Genomic DNA, 16,136 nt, shown 5'->3' with positions numbered 1-16,136 from the left:
ATACGCAGGCCTAGCTCAGGACCGGCAGCGTATCCACAGTCAGGGCATCAGGCAATCGGATCTCGACGGCGACGGGCAGGTGATCGGAAATCGGTTGTGCCAGCACCTCGACCCGTTCCAGGGTGAGGCTCGGGCTGAGCAGGATGTGATCGAGGCAGCGCTGTGGCCGCCAGCTCGGGAAGGTGGCCTCGACCTGGGGGGCAATCAGGCCCAGATCGCGCAGCGGCGAGTGCTCGAGCAGGTCGGTGGCGTGGGTGTTCATGTCACCCATGAGGATCTGATGACGGTAGCCGCCGATCAGCTCGCGAATGTAGGCCAGTTGCAGGGCGCGGGTCTTGGCACCCAGCGCCAGGTGCATCATCACCACGATCAGCGCGTCGTCACCGTCGCCAAAGCGCACCAGGATCGCGCCGCGACCGGCCGGGCCGGGCAGCGGGTGGTCTTCCAGGTGCTGGGGCTTCAGGCGGCTGAGTACGCCGTTGCTGTGCTGGGCGAAACGCCCGAGGTTGCGGTTGAGCTGCTGGTACCAGTAGGGGAAGGCGCCCAGCTGGGCAAGGTGCTCCACCTGGTTGACGTAGCCTGAGCGCAGGCTGCCGCCATCGGCCTCTTGCAGGGCCACCAGGTCGAAATCGCCGAGCAGGTCACCGATCTTCTGCAGGTTGCCCGCTCGCCCGGTATGCGGCAGCAGGTGCTGCCAACTGCGGGTCAGGTAATGACGGTAGCGCTCGGTGCTGATGCCGACCTGGATGTTGAAACTGAGCAGCCGCAGGCGACCATCCTCTGGCAGGCCAGAGGCCTGCAGGTGATGTTCGTTGACCTGCGGCTGGTGCAGGCCGACGCCACGGGTGGGGCGCAAGCGAGCCATGGGGTTCGCCGCTTACTTAGCGGCGCGCTCCTTGTCGATCAACTGGTCGGCAACGTTCAGTACGCCTTCCGGACCACCTGCGGTGCCCAGGTCGAAGCGGTACTTGCCGTTGACCACCATGCTTGGCACGCCGGTGATTTCGTACTTCTTGGCCAGCTCTTTGGCCTGGTTGACCTGGCCCTTGATGGCGAAGGAGTTGAAGGTGGCAAGGAACTTGTCCTTGTCGACGCCCTGGGTAGCCAGGAAGTCGGCCATGTCTTGCGGGTCGGTCAGGCGCTTGCGCTGGTTCTGGATGGCATCGAAGACCGCGGCATGCACCTTGTGCTCGACGCCCATGGCTTCGAGGGTCAGGAACATCTGGCCGTGGGCATCCCACGGGCCGCCGAACATGGCGGGTACGCGCTTGAAGTTGACGTCCTTGGGCAGCTTCTCGGCCCACGGGTTGATCACAGGTTCAAAGTGGTAGCAGTGCGGGCAGCCGTACCAGAACAGTTCGACCACTTCGATCTTGCCCGGCACGGACACGGGGACGGGGTTGCTCAGCTCGATATATTCCTTGCCGGCGGTGGCAGGCTCCGCGGCCTGTACGGCGGTCATACCGAACACGCTGGCGGCGACCAGCGCAGCGCTGAGAATCAGTTTACGCATGCTTTACTCCTGAGCAGTCTTTGGTCGCCTCGACGCGACCTGTCTGGGACAGGCCGGGAAGGGCGTGAGTTCTGTAGTGTACGACCCTGAACGAAAAAAAGGGCAGCACGGGCTGCCCTTTCATCTTTGTCGCACATCATTAACCCATTGTTAACGCGCGGGTTGCGAAGCCCTGTTGCCGGCAAAGAGACGCCAGGACCTGGCGACTGACCTCAGTGCAACCCCTGGATGTAGCTGGAGAGCGCCTCGATATCCTTGTTGCTCAGCTTGCCGGCGATGGTCCGCATGGTCATGGCGTCGCCGTCGTTGGTGCGGTTGCCCTCACGGAAATCAGTGAGCTGCTTGGTCACATACTGCGAGTGCTGGCCACCGAGGTGCGGGAAACCAGCCAGGGCGATCCCTGCGCCGTTGGGCGAGTGGCAGCCGGTACAGGCGGGCATGCCTTTTTCCAGGTCGCCGCCGTTGAACAACGCGCGGCCTCGTTCCACCAGTTTCGGGTCGGCGGCGCCGACACTGCCTTTCTGGCTGGAGAAGTACGCGGCGATATCGGCCAGGTCCTGGTCGCTGAAGTTGGCGAGCATGCCCGTCATTTCCAGCACGGTACGCTTGCCGGCCTTGATATCGTGCAGCTGTTTTTCGAGATAACGTTCGCCTTGGCCGGCGAGTTTCGGGAAGTTCGGCGCCAGGCTGTTGCCGTCGGGGTTGTGGCAGGCGCCACAGACGGCCGTCTTGGCCTGGCCAGCGGCAGCATCGCCTTTGATGGGTTCGGCAGCAGTGGCCGCACCCGCGACACCCATGGTCAACAGCAGACTCACGACTAGTTTGTTCATCAGCTAATCCAACACGGCTAAGGGTGAAATGTTATGTATCGGGACTGCCGCTCATCCAAAGGATGACCAATCGGTAGTCCTCGGCACTGCAGTCCATGCACAATCCACGCGGCGGCATAGCCTTGAAACCCTGTGTAACATGCGCCACCAGTTGCGCCATGCCTTGCGCCAGCCTTGGCTCCCAGGCCGCCCGGTCACCCCGTTTGGGGGCCTGTGGCAACTGTCCGGCGTGACAGGCCGCACACGTGCGGTTGTACAACGCCTCGGGATCCTGTGTAGCCTGTGCGCTGAAATACGGCAGGAACATACCGACAGCAAGCAGCCATTTCGCCATGCGGAACGACCTGACAGGGTTGGGGGCCGCGCTGCGTTCTGTTGCGCGAGCTATTGTTCGGCACCCCATGCCCGTTCTCCTTCGCTGGGAGAATGAGCACACAAAAACTGGGGCATTATATACTTCCGTCATCCAAACGGAAACGACACCGCTTGCCGCGCCTGGGCCAACCGTTCCAGTGCCGGGCAACACCCACATCGGATATCCCATGCAAGTCAAGAACCCCATCCTCGGCCTCTGCCAGAAAGCCACCTTCGCCCTCAGCGCCGCCAAGGTCGAACAATGCCCTGAAGACCAGGGTTACGAGGTGGCCTTCGCCGGCCGTTCCAATGCCGGCAAATCCAGCGCCCTCAACACCCTGACCCATGCCAGCCTGGCGCGGACTTCCAAGACCCCAGGCCGCACCCAGCTGTTGAATTTCTTCAGTCTGGACGATGAACGGCGTTTGGTCGACCTGCCGGGCTACGGTTATGCAAAAGTGCCGATCCCGCTCAAGCAGCACTGGCAAAAGCACCTGGAAGCCTACCTGGGCAGCCGCGAGTGCCTGCGCGGGGTGATCCTGATGATGGACGTGCGCCACCCGATGACCGACTTCGACAAGATGATGCTCGACTGGGCCAAGGCCAGCCGCATGCCCATGCACATCCTGTTGACCAAGGCCGACAAGCTGACCCACGGTGCCGGCAAGAACACCCTGCTCAAGGTGCAGTCGGAAATTCGCAAGGGCTGGGGCGACAGCACCACCATCCAGCTGTTCTCGGCGCCCAAGCGCCTGGGCCTGGAAGAGGCTTACCGCGTGCTGGCGGACTGGATGGAGCTGGAAGACAAGCCGGTGGCGTGAGTGCTTTCGAGCTGGGTGCGTGGGAGCGGCGGTGCGCCGGCCCCACGATGCCCCCGCAAACGCTGAATTGCGGGCAAAAAAAACCCCGGACTTCGTATGGGGAGGGGGAAGTTCGGGGTCTAAGTCCGGACCGCTAGGGCGGGGTCCAGATATCTGCCAACACTTAACACAACATAGGAGCATCGAAAGGCTTCACCAGCCATTCAGTTACTCTGAGTGGCGGTTCACCGGATTAGTTCCGAGGCCCTCAAAACTATTTGAAATAGTTTCATGAACCAGCCGATCTAAGGCCAGGACCCGCGACACCACGCCGCAGATCCTACACAGCTTTCAGCCCGCGTTTAGTGAGCTTCGTCCCAATTCGAACCGACGCCCACTTCCACCAGCAGCGGCACGTCCAGCTCGGCGGCGCCACTCATGTAGCCGCGAATTTCATCTTTGACCTGCTCCACCAGGCCCTCGCGCACTTCCAGCACCAGTTCGTCGTGCACCTGCAGGATCACCCGCGCATCCAGCCCGCTGTCGGTCAACCAGTTGTCCACCGCCACCATGGCGCGCTTGATGATGTCCGCCGCAGTGCCTTGCATCGGCGCGTTGATCGCAGTGCGTTCGGCGCCTTTGCGCAGGGCCGGGTTCTTGGCGTTGATGTCCGGCAAGTACAGGCGGCGCCCGAACAAGGTTTCGACGAAGCCTTGCTCGGCCGCCTGGGCGCGGGTGCGTTCCATATAGGCCAGCACGCCCGGGTAACGGGCGAAGTAGCGGTCGATGTAGTCCTGGGACTGTTTGCGGTCGACGCCGATCTGCTTGGCCAGGCCGAATGCGCTCATGCCGTAGATCAGGCCGAAGTTGATCGCCTTGGCGCTGCGGCGCTGGTCGGTGGTGACTTGATCCAGCGCCACGCCGAAGACTTCGGCGGCGGTGGCGCGGTGCACGTCCAGGTCATTACGGAACGCGTGCAACAGCCCCTCATCCTTGGCCAGGTGGGCCATGATGCGCAGCTCGATCTGCGAATAGTCCGCCGCCAGCAGCTTGTAGCCGGGGCTTGCGACAAAGGCCTGGCGGATGCGTCGGCCTTCGGCGGTGCGCACGGGAATGTTCTGCAGGTTCGGGTCGCTGGACGACAGACGCCCGGTGGCGGCGACCGCCTGCTGGTAAGAGGTATGCACACGCCCGGTACGCGGGTTGATCTGCCCCGGCAGCTTGTCGGTGTAGGTGCTCTTGAGCTTGCTCAGGCTGCGGTACTGCATCAGCACCTTGGGCAGCGGGTAGCCTTGCTCGGCCAGGTCGTCCAGCACGGCTTCGGCGGTGGAGGGCTGGCCCTTGGCGGTCTTGCTCAGCACCGGCATGCCCAGCTTGTCGTAAAGGATCACCCCCAGTTGCTTGGGTGAGCCCAGGTTGAATTCCTCGCCGGCCAGCGCGAACGCCTCGCGCTCCAGCTCGACCATCTTCGCCCCCAGCTCACCGCTCTGCACCCCCAGCAACGCGGCATCGACCAACGCGCCCTGGCGCTCGATCTTCGCCAGCACCGGCACCAGCGGCATCTCGATATCCATCAGCACCGGCAGCACGCTCGGGGTTTCGGCCAACCGCGCCTGCAACGCATGGTGCAGGCGCAGGGTGATGTCGGCGTCCTCGGCGGCGTAGGGGCCGGCCTTCTCCAGCGGGATCTGGTTGAAGGTCAGCTGCTTGGCGCCCTTGCCGGCGATGTCTTCGAAGCTGATGGTGGTGTGGTCCAGGTACTTCTGCGCCAGGCTGTCCATGTCGTGACGGCTGGCGGTGGAATTGAGCACGTAGGACTCGAGCATGGTGTCGTAGGCCACGCCGCGCATTTGGATGGCCGGGCTGCCGTTGGCCAGGATGTTGATGTCGTACTTGGCGTTCTGGCCGATCTTGCCTTTGCCCGGGTCCTCCAGCAGCGGCTTGAGCGCCTGCAGCACCGCCTCGCGGTCCAGCTGGGCAGGCGCGCCTTCATAGTCGTGGGCCAGGGGCACGTAGGCGGCCACATTGGGTTCGATGGCGAACGACAGGCCGACCAGTTGCGCCTTCTGCGCATCGAGGCCGGTGGTTTCGGTGTCGAAGGCGAACAGCGGTGCCTGGCGCAGCTTCTCCAGCCAGGCGTCGAAACGCGCCTGGTCAAGGATGGTTTCGTACTGCGGCTCGACCTTGGCCGCGGGTGCCTCGACCACACTGGCAGTGCCAGTGACGGCGCCCTTGGGAGCTGCCTGGGCAGCATCACGCTGCACCTCGGCGACCCAGCTCTTGAACTCCATCTCGGTGTACAACGCCAGCAAGGCTTCACGGTCCGGCTCGCCGCAAACCAGGGCGTCAACCTCGACATCCAGCTCCACATCGCACTTGATGGTGGCCAGCTCGTAGGAAAGGAAGGCCGCGTCGCGATGCTCCTCAAGCTTGGCGGCCAGGGTCTTGGCCCCGCGAATGGCCAGGCCCGCGACCTTGTCCAGGTTCTGGTACACATCGCTCAGCCCGCCACCGATACCGGTCAGCAGGCCCACCGCGGTCTTCTCGCCAACACCCGGTACGCCGGGGATGTTGTCGACCTTATCGCCCATCAGGGCGAGGAAGTCGATGATGTGTTCGGGACCGACGCCAAACTTCTCGTGCACGCCAGCCACGTCCAGCACGCTACCGGTCATGGTGTTGACCAGCGTAACGTGGCCGTCCACCAGCTGGGCCATGTCCTTGTCGCCGGTCGAGATGATCACCGGCCGGCCGGCGGCCGCGCTGCTGCGGGCCAGGGTACCGATCACGTCATCGGCCTCCACACCCTCGACACACAGCAGCGGGTAGCCCAGGGCACGCACGCTGGCATGCAGCGGCTCGACCTGCACCCGCAGGTCGTCGGGCATGCTTGGGCGGTTGGCCTTGTACTCGGCGAACATGGCGTCGCGGAAGGTCCCGCCCTTGGCATCGAACACCACCGCGAACAGGCTGTCGGGGTATTGCTTGCGCAGGCTCTTGAGCATGTTCAGCACGCCCTTGACCGCGCCGGTGGGCAGGCCTTTGGAAGTGGTCAACGGCGGCAGCGCGTGGAAGGCACGGTAGAGGTAGGAGGAACCGTCCACCAGGACGAGGGGCGCTTGGCTCATGAGGAGAATCAACCTTTTCGACGGGTCCGGCGCTAGAATAGCCAGAATCATTGACGACAAAGGGACTAGGTTATCATGCGTACATTGAATCGCCTGTTAGTGCTCGGCCTGTTGGCAACCATGCCAGTCGTCACCCTGGCGGCGGACGACGCCCCATCGGCAGATCCCGATGTGACCATTCGCACGGAAGGCGACAAAACCATCCAGGAATACCGGCAAAACGGCTTCCTGTATGCGATCAAGATCACGCCGAAAAACGGCAAGCCTTATTTCCTGGTACGCGCGGATGGCAGCGATGCCAACTTCATTCGTTCCGACCAGCCGGACATGCTGATCCCGGCCTGGAAGGTCTTCGAGTGGTAAGCCAGTAACGCGTATCGTTCTTATCAACCAGGCGCTTCCCGGCGGAAGTGCCCGCATGGGCAATTTTTCAACATGTCAGTCTTCACCCCTGTGTCCCGGCCTGAGCTGGAAACCTTTCTGGCGCCCTACGAGCTGGGCCGTCTGCTCGACTTCCAGGGCATTGCCGCCGGCACCGAGAACAGCAATTTCTTCGTCAGCCTGGAACAAGGGGAATACGTGCTGACACTGGTCGAGCGTGGGCCGGTGGAAGACATGCCGTTTTTCATCGAGCTGCTCGATGTGCTGCACACAGCCGACATGCCCGTGCCCTATGCCCTGCGTGATCGCGACGGCAATGGCCTGCGCGAGCTGTGCGGCAAGCCGGCACTGCTGCAGCCGCGGCTGTCGGGCAAGCACGTGAAAGCACCGAACAACCAGCACTGCGCCCAAGTGGGTGAATTGCTCGCGCATATCCACCTGGCAACCCGCGAGCACATCATCGAGCGCCGTACCGACCGTGGCCTGGACTGGATGCTGGCGTCCGGTGCCGAGCTGCTGCCGGGCTTGAACCCCGAGCAGGCGCAACTGCTGCAACCGGCGCTGGATGAAATCACCGCGCACAAGGCGCAGATCCTCGCCTTGCCCAAGGCCAACCTGCACGCCGACCTGTTCCGCGACAACGTGATGTTCGAAGGCACTCACCTGACCGGTGTGATCGACTTCTACAACGCCTGCTCCGGGCCAATGCTGTATGACATCGCCATCACCGTGAACGACTGGTGCCTGGACGAGCACAGCGGCCTCGACCTGCCCCGCGCCCAGGCGCTGCTGGGCGCCTATGCGGCGCTGCGGCCATTCACCGCGGCCGAAGCCGAACTGTGGCCACAGATGTTGCGCCTGGCGTGCGTGCGCTTCTGGCTATCGCGCCTGATTGCCGCGCAGGCGTTTGCCGGGATGGACGTGATGATCCATGACCCAAGCGAGTTCGAAGTACGCTTGGCGCAGCGCCAGCAGGTGGCGTTGAAGCTGCCGTTCGCCTTGTAACCGCGTCGGCATCTTCGCGGGTAAACCCGCTCCCACAGGGACCGAGCACTCAGCGGGCACTTGCTTGCACAGGAGCATGCCATCCCTGTGGGAGCGGGTTTACCCGCGAAAGGGCCGATCCAGGCGCTAGAGCTGCTCCAAACAGCCCGCCAGATCGCCACCCAGCTTCTCCAGCAAGCGCTCATAGCCCTTGGCGTCCACCGGATCGGTGCCGCCCAGGGCATCCAGCTCAGCCAGGCGTACCGGCAGCCCCGCCGTCAGCGTCTCGGCCAGGCGCGGGCGCAGCGGCGGCTCGCTGAACACACACGTCTTGCCCACTTCCTGCAGGCGCTTGCGCATCGCGGCGACGTGCTGCGCGCCCGGCTGCACTTCGGCAGCGACACTGAACACGCCGGTGTGCTTGAGGCCATAGTTGGCCTCGAAGTAGTCGAACGCTTCATGGAATACGAAATACGGCTTGCCGGCGATCCCCGCCACGCGCTGCTTGATGCGCAGGTCCAGGGCATCCAGGCGCTCGACGAAGGCTTTCAGGTTGCCCTGGTAACGGGCCGCATTGGCCGGGTCGGCCGCCGCCAGGTCACTGGCCATCTTCGTCGCGATCACCCGCGCGTTGACCGACGACAGCCACAGGTGTGCATCGAGGCTGCCCGGGCGGTGGTCATGGTCGTGATCGTCGTGGTCGTCTTCGTCGTGAGAATGGCTGTCCTCACCGAAATGACGCAGCTGCATGCCAGCCAGCGACTGCACGGCCACGGTGGGCTTGCCGCGGCTACCCAGCACGCGGGGCAGGAAGCTCTCCATGTCCGGGCCGATCCAGTACAAAAGGTCGGCATCGCCAACCTTGCGCACGTCAGACGGGCGCAGCGCGTAGTGATGCGGGGAGGCGCCCGGCGGCAGCAGCACATCCGGGCTGCCGACACCGTCCTGCACCGCAGCGGCAATCTGTTGCAGGGGCTTGATGCTGGTCAGCACGCGCACGTCGGCCTGGGCCGAACAGGCGATGAAAGCGACAAACAGGGCAAGGAATCGGGACACGGTGGCTACTCGGCTCGTCAGAAACAGGTAACATAATAACGTCTCCATCCTGAACCGTCGCTGCCCATGTCCATCACGCCGCTGGCCCACCGCCCCCACGATCACTCCCACTGCGTGCACAGCGCACTGGCCGAGGCCGACACGTTGTGCACCCGTCAGGGCCTGCGCCTGACCGCCTTGCGCCGGCGCGTGCTGGAGCTGGTGTGGCAGAGCCACAAGCCGCTGGGTGCCTACGACATCCTCGCCGTGCTCAGCGAGCAGGATGGCCGCCGTGCGGCGCCGCCGACCGTGTACCGCGCCCTCGACTTCCTGCTCGACAACGGCCTGGTGCACCGCATCGCCTCGCTCAACGCCTTCATCGGCTGCAGCCACCCCGAGCACGCGCACCAAGGCCAGTTCCTGATCTGCCGCGAGTGCCACGTGGCCATCGAGCTGGAGCAGGACAGCATCAGCGACGCGATCATCGCCAGCGCCAAGGGCGTGGGCTTCAGCGTAGAAACCCAGACTGTGGAAATCGTCGGCCTGTGCGCCAACTGCCGGGGCGCGGCATGAGCGACGCCCTGATCCGACTTGAGCAGGTCGGCGTCAGCTTCGGTGGTGAAGCGGTGCTCGACAGCATCGACCTGGCGGTGGCACCGAAACAGATCGTCACCCTGATCGGCCCCAACGGTGCCGGCAAGACCACCCTGGTGCGCGCCGTGCTGGGGCTGCTCAAGCCGCACCGCGGCAAAGTCTGGCGCAAGCCCAAACTGCGCATCGGCTACATGCCGCAGAAAATCCAGGTAGACCCGACGCTGCCGCTGTCGGTGCTGCGCTTCCTGCGCCTGGTGCCCGGGGTAGACCGCGCGGCAGCCTTGTCGGCGTTGCAGGAAGTCGGTGCCGAGCAGGTGATCGACAGCCCGATCCAGACCATCTCCGGCGGCGAGATGCAGCGTGTGCTGCTGGCCCGCGCGCTGCTGCGCGAGCCCGAGCTGCTGGTGCTGGACGAGCCGGTGCAGGGTGTCGACGTGGTCGGCCAGACCGAGCTGTACAACCTCATCACCCGCTTGCGCGATCGCCATGGCTGCGGCGTGCTGATGGTCAGCCACGATCTGCACCTGGTGATGAGCACCACCGACCAGGTGGTCTGCCTCAACCGCCACGTCTGCTGCTCGGGCCACCCAGAGCAGGTCAGCGGCGACCCGGCGTTCGTCGAGCTGTTCGGCCAGAACGCCAAGAGCTTGGCCGTCTACCACCACCATCACGATCACAGCCACGACCTGCACGGCGCAGTGATCGCCCCTGGCGCCCATGTTCACGGAGAGCACTGCAAGCATGGCTGATTTTCTTCTGTATGCCTTGCTTGCCGGCCTGGCGCTGGCGCTGGTGGCCGGCCCCCTCGGCTCGTTCGTGGTGTGGCGGCGCATGGCCTATTTCGGCGACACCCTGTCCCATGCCGCGCTGCTCGGCGTGGCGCTGGGTCTGGCCCTGGATGTCAGCCCGGCGTTGGCGGTGACGGTCGGCTGCCTGTTGCTGGCGCTCCTGCTGGTGACGCTGCAACAGCGCCAGCCGCTGGCGTCCGACACCCTTCTCGGCATCCTCGCCCCCAGCACCCTGTCGCTGGGGCTGGTGGCGCTGAGCTTCATGCACGACGTGCGGATCGACCTGATGGCCTACCTGTTCGGTGACCTGCTGGCGATCAGCACCACCGACCTGGCCTGGATCCTCGGCGGCAGCGCGCTGGTGCTGGTGCTGCTGGCGATGTTCTGGCGCCCCTTGCTGGCAGTCACCGTGCACGAGGAGCTGGCGATGGTCGAAGGGCTGCCCGTGGCGGGCCTGCGCCTGGCGTTGATGCTGCTGATCGCCGTAGTGATCGCGGTAGCGATGAAGATTGTCGGCGTGCTGCTGATCACCTCGCTGCTGATCATCCCCGCGGCCGCGGCACAGCGTCACGCCCGCTCACCGGAACAGATGGCCCTGGGCGCCAGCCTGCTGGGGGTCACGGCCGTGTGCGGGGGGTTGGCCATGTCGTGGTTCAAGGACACCCCCGCCGGGCCGTCGATCGTGGTCTGCGCGGCGGTGCTATTCTTGCTGAGCCTGGCGTTGCCAAAGCGCTGAAAAATCAGGCTGTGAACCAACGCAGCCTGCAACCTTTACGCAGGTTCAAGGTCAATCAGACCTATTTTCGAGCGTGCGCACCTGGGTGTAGACTTGCTCGCTTTTTGCGCAAATAGAGAGTCGCAGGAATGAAGCCGTTCGCCTCACGTTATCTGCTTGTTGCCGCGTTTTCCCTGTTCCTGACGGCCTGCGCCAGCACGCCCGCCGAGCAGCCGGCCGCGCCTGCCCAACCGGATGCCTGGCAGCAGCTGGAGCAGAACATCGCCAGCAATGAGCTGGCCACTGCCGAAGATCAACTCGCCGCCCTGCAAGCCCAGGCACCCGACGATGCGCGCCTGGAGTCCCACCAGCGCCAGCTGGCCGAAGCGTATTTGCGCCGAAGCCAGATCGTCCTGCAGAAAGGCGATGTGAATGCCGCCGCCACCGCGCTGGCCCGCGCCCGTGCACTTATGCCGCAAGCACCGGCCGTGACCGGTGGCGACACCATGGCCCATGCACGCAAGGCCGAGCTGGAAAAGGCCGAAGCTGCCCTCAAGGCCGCTGCGGCACAACCCAAGGCCCGGCTGCTCGACCCGACCGCTCCGAGCACCGTGGTCGCCCTGAAGACCACCGACAGCCGCGCCCTGCGCCGCCAGCTCGATGACATCGCCGCCGACGTGGTGAACTACCAGTGCGACGTGGTGTTCCAGGTGCCCCGCACCCAGGATGCGCCCTGGCTCAAGACGCTGCTGCACAAGCGCGTGCACAAGCTCGACAGTGGCTTCGTGCTGAACCAGAAGCACGAGATCCAGCGTTCGCTGCCGGCGCAGGTGGTATTGATCCCCCATCAGCAGTAAGCCTGTCAGGGCCTCATCGCCGGCAAGCCGGCTCCCACAGGGATCACCTGCAACCTGTGGGAGCCGGCTTGCCGGCGATGGGCTGCAAAGCAGCCCGCCCCCTAGGCCGGCACAGATTCGGCAGCCGCCTCCCGCCCCCACACCCGGTGCCCTTCAACAGCCTTGAAGAACTGCTCGAACACCTTCTGCTGATCCCCCAGCAACAATCCCGCATCCTCCTTCAACCCCAATGTGTTCAACAGCAGCTTGCCGTCCGCGGCCAACCCCATGGGCTTGAGGTGCTTGTAAGCCTCCAGCAGGAAATGCCTGGCCACACCACTGCCCTGCAGCGCTTCCAGCGAAGCCTTGCCAGCCGGCACCCACACCCCGTCGAACATGACCGACGGCATGCCCTCCATGGCGGCATCCACCGGCAACAGCTGGCCATCAGTGGTCTTCACCGGCGCCGCAGTCGGCCCCAGCAACATGGGCCGGGCACTCTGCGCCTCCAGGGCCTTGACCACCTTGTCGACGCTGGCGCCGTCCACGCCATTGGCCACCAGCACGGCGACCTTGCGCCCCTTGATACCAATGCTCCCCGGGTGATTCATCTGGCTCAAAGCCTTTGACTGCACCGGCTTGCCGGCTTTTACCTTGACCGTCCCTGCCTTGGGCGCCGGCAGCCCGAGGTTGCTTGCCACCGCCGCCGCCAGCTGCAGATCAATGTTGGCGAGTATTTCGTTCACCTCCCGCACCCGGATCGCTTCACGCTCCACCTTGCCCAGCTCGAAGCTGTAGGCCTTGATGATGTGCTGCTGCTCGCTCGCGCTCATGCTCTGGAAGAACAGCCGTGCCTGGGAGAAGTGGTCAGCGAACGACGTGCTGCGCTGGCGGATCTTGTTCGCGTCGATGCGTTCCTGATAACTCTCGAAGCCACCTTGCTGGGCAGCGGGCGGCGTCTCTTTCGGCCAGCCACCATCGATGCTGTTCGGCTCGTAGGCGGCGCGGCCCTTGTCGAGGGTCATGCGGTGCATGGCATCGCGCTGGCTGCTGTGGTTGGGCGCGATTGGCCGGTTGATCGGGATTTCGTGGAAGTTCGGTCCACCGAGGCGGCTGATCTGCGTGTCGGTGTAGGAGAACAGCCGGCCCTGCAGCAAGGGGTCATTGCTGAAATCGATGCCCGGCACGATATGCCCGGGGCAAAAGGCAACCTGCTCCACCTCGGCAAAGAAATTGTCCGGGTTGCGATCGAGCACCATCTTGCCCAGCGGGGTCACCGGCACCAGCTCCTCGGGGATCAGCTTGGTCGGGTCGAGCAGGTCGAACTCGAACTTGTGCTCATCGGCCTCGGCAACGACCTGCACGCCCAGCTCCCATTCGGGGCAATTACCGGTCTCGATGGCCTCCCACAGGTCGCGGCGGTGGTAATCGGCGTCCTTGCCGGCCAGCTTCTGTGCCTCGTCCCACAGCAACGAATGCACGCCCTGGCGAGGCTTCCAGTGGAACTTGACGAAGCTGGCCACGCCGTCGGCATTGACCAGGCGGAAGGTGTGCACGCCAAAGCCCTCCATCATCCGCAGGCTGCGCGGGATGGCGCGGTCGGACATGGCCCAGATGACCATGTGCGCCGTCTCTGGCACCAGCGAGACGAAGTCCCAGAACGTGTCATGGGCCGAGCCGCCGGTGGGCATCTCGTTGTGCGGCTCGGGCTTCACTGCATGCACGAAGTCGGGGAACTTGATCGCGTCCTGGATGAAGAACACCGGCATGTTGTTGCCAACCAGGTCGAAGTTGCCTTCGTCGGTGTAGAACTTCACCGCAAAGCCGCGCACATCACGCACGGTATCGCCCGAACCGCGCGGCCCCTGCACGGTGGAAAAACGCACGAACACCGGGGTGATCTTCTCCGGGTCCTGCAGGAAGCCGGCCTTGGTCAGCTCGGCATGGCAGCCATAGCTTTGAAAGTAGCCATGGGCGCCGGCACCCCGAGCGTGGACGATACGTTCGGGGATACGCTCATGGTCGAAGTGGGTGATCTTCTCGCGCATGATGAAGTCTTCGAGCAGCGACGGCCCACGCGCGCCAGCCTTGAGGCTGTTCTGGTTGTCGGCGACCTTGACGCCCTGGTTGGTGCGCAGCGCCTGCCCCGTGGCATCGCTGCGAAACGCTTCCAGGCTCTGCAACTTGGCATTGGTATTGGCCCGGTCGGGAGTATCGGTGCCCGCTACCTGGCTTTCACGCGGCTGCGGCGCTTTCTTGCTGGCCATGTTCGGCTCTCCTCATCAGTCTTCAGGCTGCCCGTAAGGGCTTGTTCAACTAGTGACTGGGAGGGCTTGGCGAGCGTTCAATCAGGATTGCCGGTTGTCGCGTTATGCCCAACGGATTGGACAGATCACAAATAAATGCTAAGAACGCCTATGGGAAAAGGCTAAAATGCGCGACCCCAGCTAACCGCTGACCCAAATTCCATGCGCCCCACAAGGTTCGCTCAGTGATCGAGTTTCAAAACGTCCATAAGACCTACCGCGTCGCCGGTAGGGATATCCCGGCCCTGAACCCGACCAGCCTGACCATCGAAGATGGCCAGGTGTTCGGCCTGATCGGCCACTCCGGCGCCGGCAAGAGCACCATGCTGCGCCTGATCAACCGCCTCGAGGCCCCGAGCGGCGGCAAGATCATCGTCGACGGTGAAGACGTCACCGCCTTCGATGCCAACCAGCTGCGCCGCTTCCGCCAGCAGGTCGGGATGATCTTCCAGCACTTCAACCTGCTGGCCTCCAAGACCGTCGCCGACAACGTCGCCCTGCCGCTGGTACTGGCGGGCGAGCTGCCCCGCGCCGCGATCGACAAGCGCGTGAGCGAGCTGCTGGCCCGCGTCGGCCTTTCGGAGCACGCCAAGAAGTACCCGGCACAGCTGTCGGGCGGGCAAAAGCAGCGCGTCGGCATTGCCCGCGCCCTGTCCACCAACCCCAAGATCCTGCTGTGCGACGAGGCCACCAGTGCCCTCGACCCACAAACCACCGCCTCGGTGCTGCAACTGCTGGCCGAGATCAACCGCGAACTCAAGCTGACCATCGTGCTGATCACCCACGAGATGGACGTGATCCGCCGGGTCTGCGACCGCGTGGCGGTGATGGATGCCGGGCAGATCGTCGAGCACGGCCCGGTGGCCGAGGTGTTCCTGCACCCGCAGCACGCCACCACCAAGCGTTTCGTCCAGGAGGACGAGCAGGTCGACGAGAACGACCAGCGCGACGACTTCGCCCATGTGCCGGGGCGCATCGTGCGCCTGACCTTCCAGGGCGATGCCACCTATGCACCGCTGCTGGGCACCGTGGCCCGCGAAACCGGGGTCGACTACAGCATCCTTGCCGGGCGCATCGACCGCATCAAGGACATCCCCTATGGCCAGCTGACCCTCGCCCTGATCGGCGGAGACATGGACGCGGCATTCGCCCGCTTCACTGCAGCTGACGTACATATGGAGGTACTGCGTTGATGGACGCCCTGAATTTCTTTGCCAACGTCGACTGGGCCGAAATCTGGCTGGCCACCGGCGACACCCTGATCATGCTGTTCACCTCGCTGGTGTTCACCGTGCTGCTGGGCCTGCCCCTGGGCGTGCTGCTGTTCCTGTTCGGGCCACGGCAGATGTTCGAGCACAAGCAGATCTATGCGGTGATGGCGACCATCGTCAACATCGTGCGCTCGCTGCCGTTCATCATCCTGCTGATCGTGATGATCCCCGCCACGGTGCTGATCACCGGCACCTCGCTGGGCGTCGCCGGGGCCATCCCGCCGCTGGTGGTGGGGACCACGCCATTCTTCGCCCGCCTGGTGGAAACCGCGCTGCGCGAAGTGGACCGCGGCATCATCGAGGCAACCCAGTCGATGGGCGCCACCACCCGCCAGATCATCTTCAAGGCGGTGCTGCCTGAAGCCATGCCGGGCATCATCGCCGCCACCACCGTCACCGCCATCACCCTGGTGTCCTACACGGCCATGGCTGGTGTGGTTGGCGCCGGCGGCCTGGGCGACCTGTCGATCCGCTTCGGCTACCAGCGCTTCCAGACCGACGTGATGATCGTCACCGTGGTGCTGCTGGTCATCCTGGTTCAAGTCCTGCAGATGATCGGCGACAAACTGGTTGTGCATTTTTCCCGTAAGTAACCCCAATG

General features: G+C 64.3%; 16 protein-coding genes. 9 read left to right on the top strand and 7 right to left on the bottom strand.

Features of this window, described 5'->3' with window-relative positions; genetic code table 11:
* Positions 1-10 precede the first annotated feature (10 nt).
* From ACQ4N9_RS01975 to ACQ4N9_RS01960, 4 genes are all read right to left on the bottom strand, one after another.
* Positions 11-865 (bottom strand): endonuclease/exonuclease/phosphatase family protein, encoded by an 855-nt coding sequence (locus ACQ4N9_RS01975; protein WP_390970031.1) that lies wholly within the window; start codon positions 863-865, stop codon positions 11-13.
* Between the two features lie 12 nt (positions 866-877).
* The gene (dsbA, locus tag ACQ4N9_RS01970) at positions 878-1,513 is read right to left on the bottom strand and encodes a thiol:disulfide interchange protein DsbA (RefSeq protein ID WP_110995022.1); all 636 of its coding nucleotides are present in this window, start codon (positions 1,511-1,513) and stop codon (positions 878-880) included.
* 212 nt (positions 1,514-1,725) lie between these two features.
* The gene (locus ACQ4N9_RS01965) at positions 1,726-2,343 is read right to left on the bottom strand and encodes a c-type cytochrome (protein ID WP_110995021.1); all 618 of its coding nucleotides are present in this window, start codon (positions 2,341-2,343) and stop codon (positions 1,726-1,728) included.
* 31 nt (positions 2,344-2,374) lie between these two features.
* Positions 2,375-2,677, bottom strand: coding sequence for a c-type cytochrome (locus ACQ4N9_RS01960; protein WP_110995057.1), 303 nt, complete (start codon positions 2,675-2,677; stop codon positions 2,375-2,377).
* A gap of 208 nt (positions 2,678-2,885) precedes the next feature.
* Here ACQ4N9_RS01960 and yihA point away from each other — a divergent pair, with 208 nt between their 5' ends.
* Entirely contained in the window at positions 2,886-3,518 is a 633-nt protein-coding gene (gene yihA / locus ACQ4N9_RS01955; protein WP_390970034.1) for a ribosome biogenesis GTP-binding protein YihA/YsxC, read from the top strand.
* Between the two features lie 341 nt (positions 3,519-3,859).
* On the opposite strand, the gene polA is transcribed toward yihA, so the two are convergent.
* A complete protein-coding gene (gene polA, locus ACQ4N9_RS01950) occupies positions 3,860-6,625 on the bottom strand; it encodes a DNA polymerase I (RefSeq protein ID WP_390970036.1) in 2,766 nt (921 codons plus the stop codon).
* A 75-nt stretch (positions 6,626-6,700) separates the two neighbouring features.
* Here polA and ACQ4N9_RS01945 point away from each other — a divergent pair, with 75 nt between their 5' ends.
* Together ACQ4N9_RS01945 and ACQ4N9_RS01940 are read left to right on the top strand one after the other, a co-directional pair.
* Entirely contained in the window at positions 6,701-6,988 is a 288-nt protein-coding gene (locus tag ACQ4N9_RS01945) for a DUF2782 domain-containing protein (protein ID WP_390970039.1), read from the top strand.
* 72 nt (positions 6,989-7,060) lie between these two features.
* Positions 7,061-8,011: a homoserine kinase gene (locus tag ACQ4N9_RS01940; protein ID WP_347150424.1), complete on the top strand. Its 951-nt coding sequence runs from the start codon at positions 7,061-7,063 to the stop codon at positions 8,009-8,011.
* A gap of 126 nt (positions 8,012-8,137) precedes the next feature.
* Here ACQ4N9_RS01940 and ACQ4N9_RS01935 read toward each other — a convergent pair whose 3' ends face one another.
* Positions 8,138-9,094, bottom strand: a complete 957-nt coding sequence (locus tag ACQ4N9_RS01935; protein WP_390970041.1) for a zinc ABC transporter substrate-binding protein — start codon at positions 9,092-9,094, stop codon at positions 8,138-8,140.
* Between the two features lie 18 nt (positions 9,095-9,112).
* Between ACQ4N9_RS01935 and zur the strand changes: the two genes are divergently transcribed.
* From zur to ACQ4N9_RS01915, 4 genes are all read left to right on the top strand, one after another.
* Positions 9,113-9,598, top strand: a complete 486-nt coding sequence (gene zur, locus ACQ4N9_RS01930) for a zinc uptake transcriptional repressor Zur (RefSeq protein WP_110995015.1) — start codon at positions 9,113-9,115, stop codon at positions 9,596-9,598.
* Positions 9,595-10,368 (top strand): zinc ABC transporter ATP-binding protein ZnuC, encoded by a 774-nt coding sequence (gene znuC / locus ACQ4N9_RS01925; RefSeq protein ID WP_110995056.1) that lies wholly within the window; start codon positions 9,595-9,597, stop codon positions 10,366-10,368. Before zur ends, znuC begins: the two co-directional genes overlap by 4 nt.
* A complete protein-coding gene (gene znuB, locus ACQ4N9_RS01920; protein ID WP_390970044.1) occupies positions 10,361-11,143 on the top strand; it encodes a zinc ABC transporter permease subunit ZnuB in 783 nt (260 codons plus the stop codon). The genes znuC and znuB overlap by 8 nt, the downstream gene beginning before the upstream one ends.
* Before the next feature lie 128 nt (positions 11,144-11,271).
* Positions 11,272-11,979: a PA5502 family lipoprotein gene (locus ACQ4N9_RS01915; protein ID WP_390970046.1), complete on the top strand. Its 708-nt coding sequence runs from the start codon at positions 11,272-11,274 to the stop codon at positions 11,977-11,979.
* Between the two features lie 101 nt (positions 11,980-12,080).
* Here the strand turns inward: ACQ4N9_RS01915 and katE are convergent, their stop codons facing one another.
* The gene (katE, locus tag ACQ4N9_RS01910; RefSeq protein WP_390970048.1) at positions 12,081-14,225 is read right to left on the bottom strand and encodes a catalase HPII; all 2,145 of its coding nucleotides are present in this window, start codon (positions 14,223-14,225) and stop codon (positions 12,081-12,083) included.
* A 224-nt stretch (positions 14,226-14,449) separates the two neighbouring features.
* On the opposite strand from katE, the gene ACQ4N9_RS01905 reads away from it, so the two are divergent.
* Together ACQ4N9_RS01905 and ACQ4N9_RS01900 are read left to right on the top strand one after the other, a co-directional pair.
* Complete coding sequence (locus ACQ4N9_RS01905; protein WP_110995011.1) at positions 14,450-15,457, top strand: methionine ABC transporter ATP-binding protein; 1,008 nt, start codon at positions 14,450-14,452, stop codon at positions 15,455-15,457.
* Entirely contained in the window at positions 15,457-16,128 is a 672-nt protein-coding gene (locus ACQ4N9_RS01900; RefSeq protein ID WP_110995010.1) for a methionine ABC transporter permease, read from the top strand. Before ACQ4N9_RS01905 ends, ACQ4N9_RS01900 begins: the two co-directional genes overlap by 1 nt.
* The last annotated feature ends 8 nt before the right edge of the window (positions 16,129-16,136 follow it).

Source organism: Pseudomonas sp. ES1, from assembly GCF_050586605.1.
GTDB lineage: Bacteria > Pseudomonadota > Gammaproteobacteria > Pseudomonadales > Pseudomonadaceae > Aquipseudomonas > Aquipseudomonas sichuanensis.
Note: the sequence above shows the minus strand (reverse complement) of the source record. Positions and strands in the feature narration are given on the sequence as shown.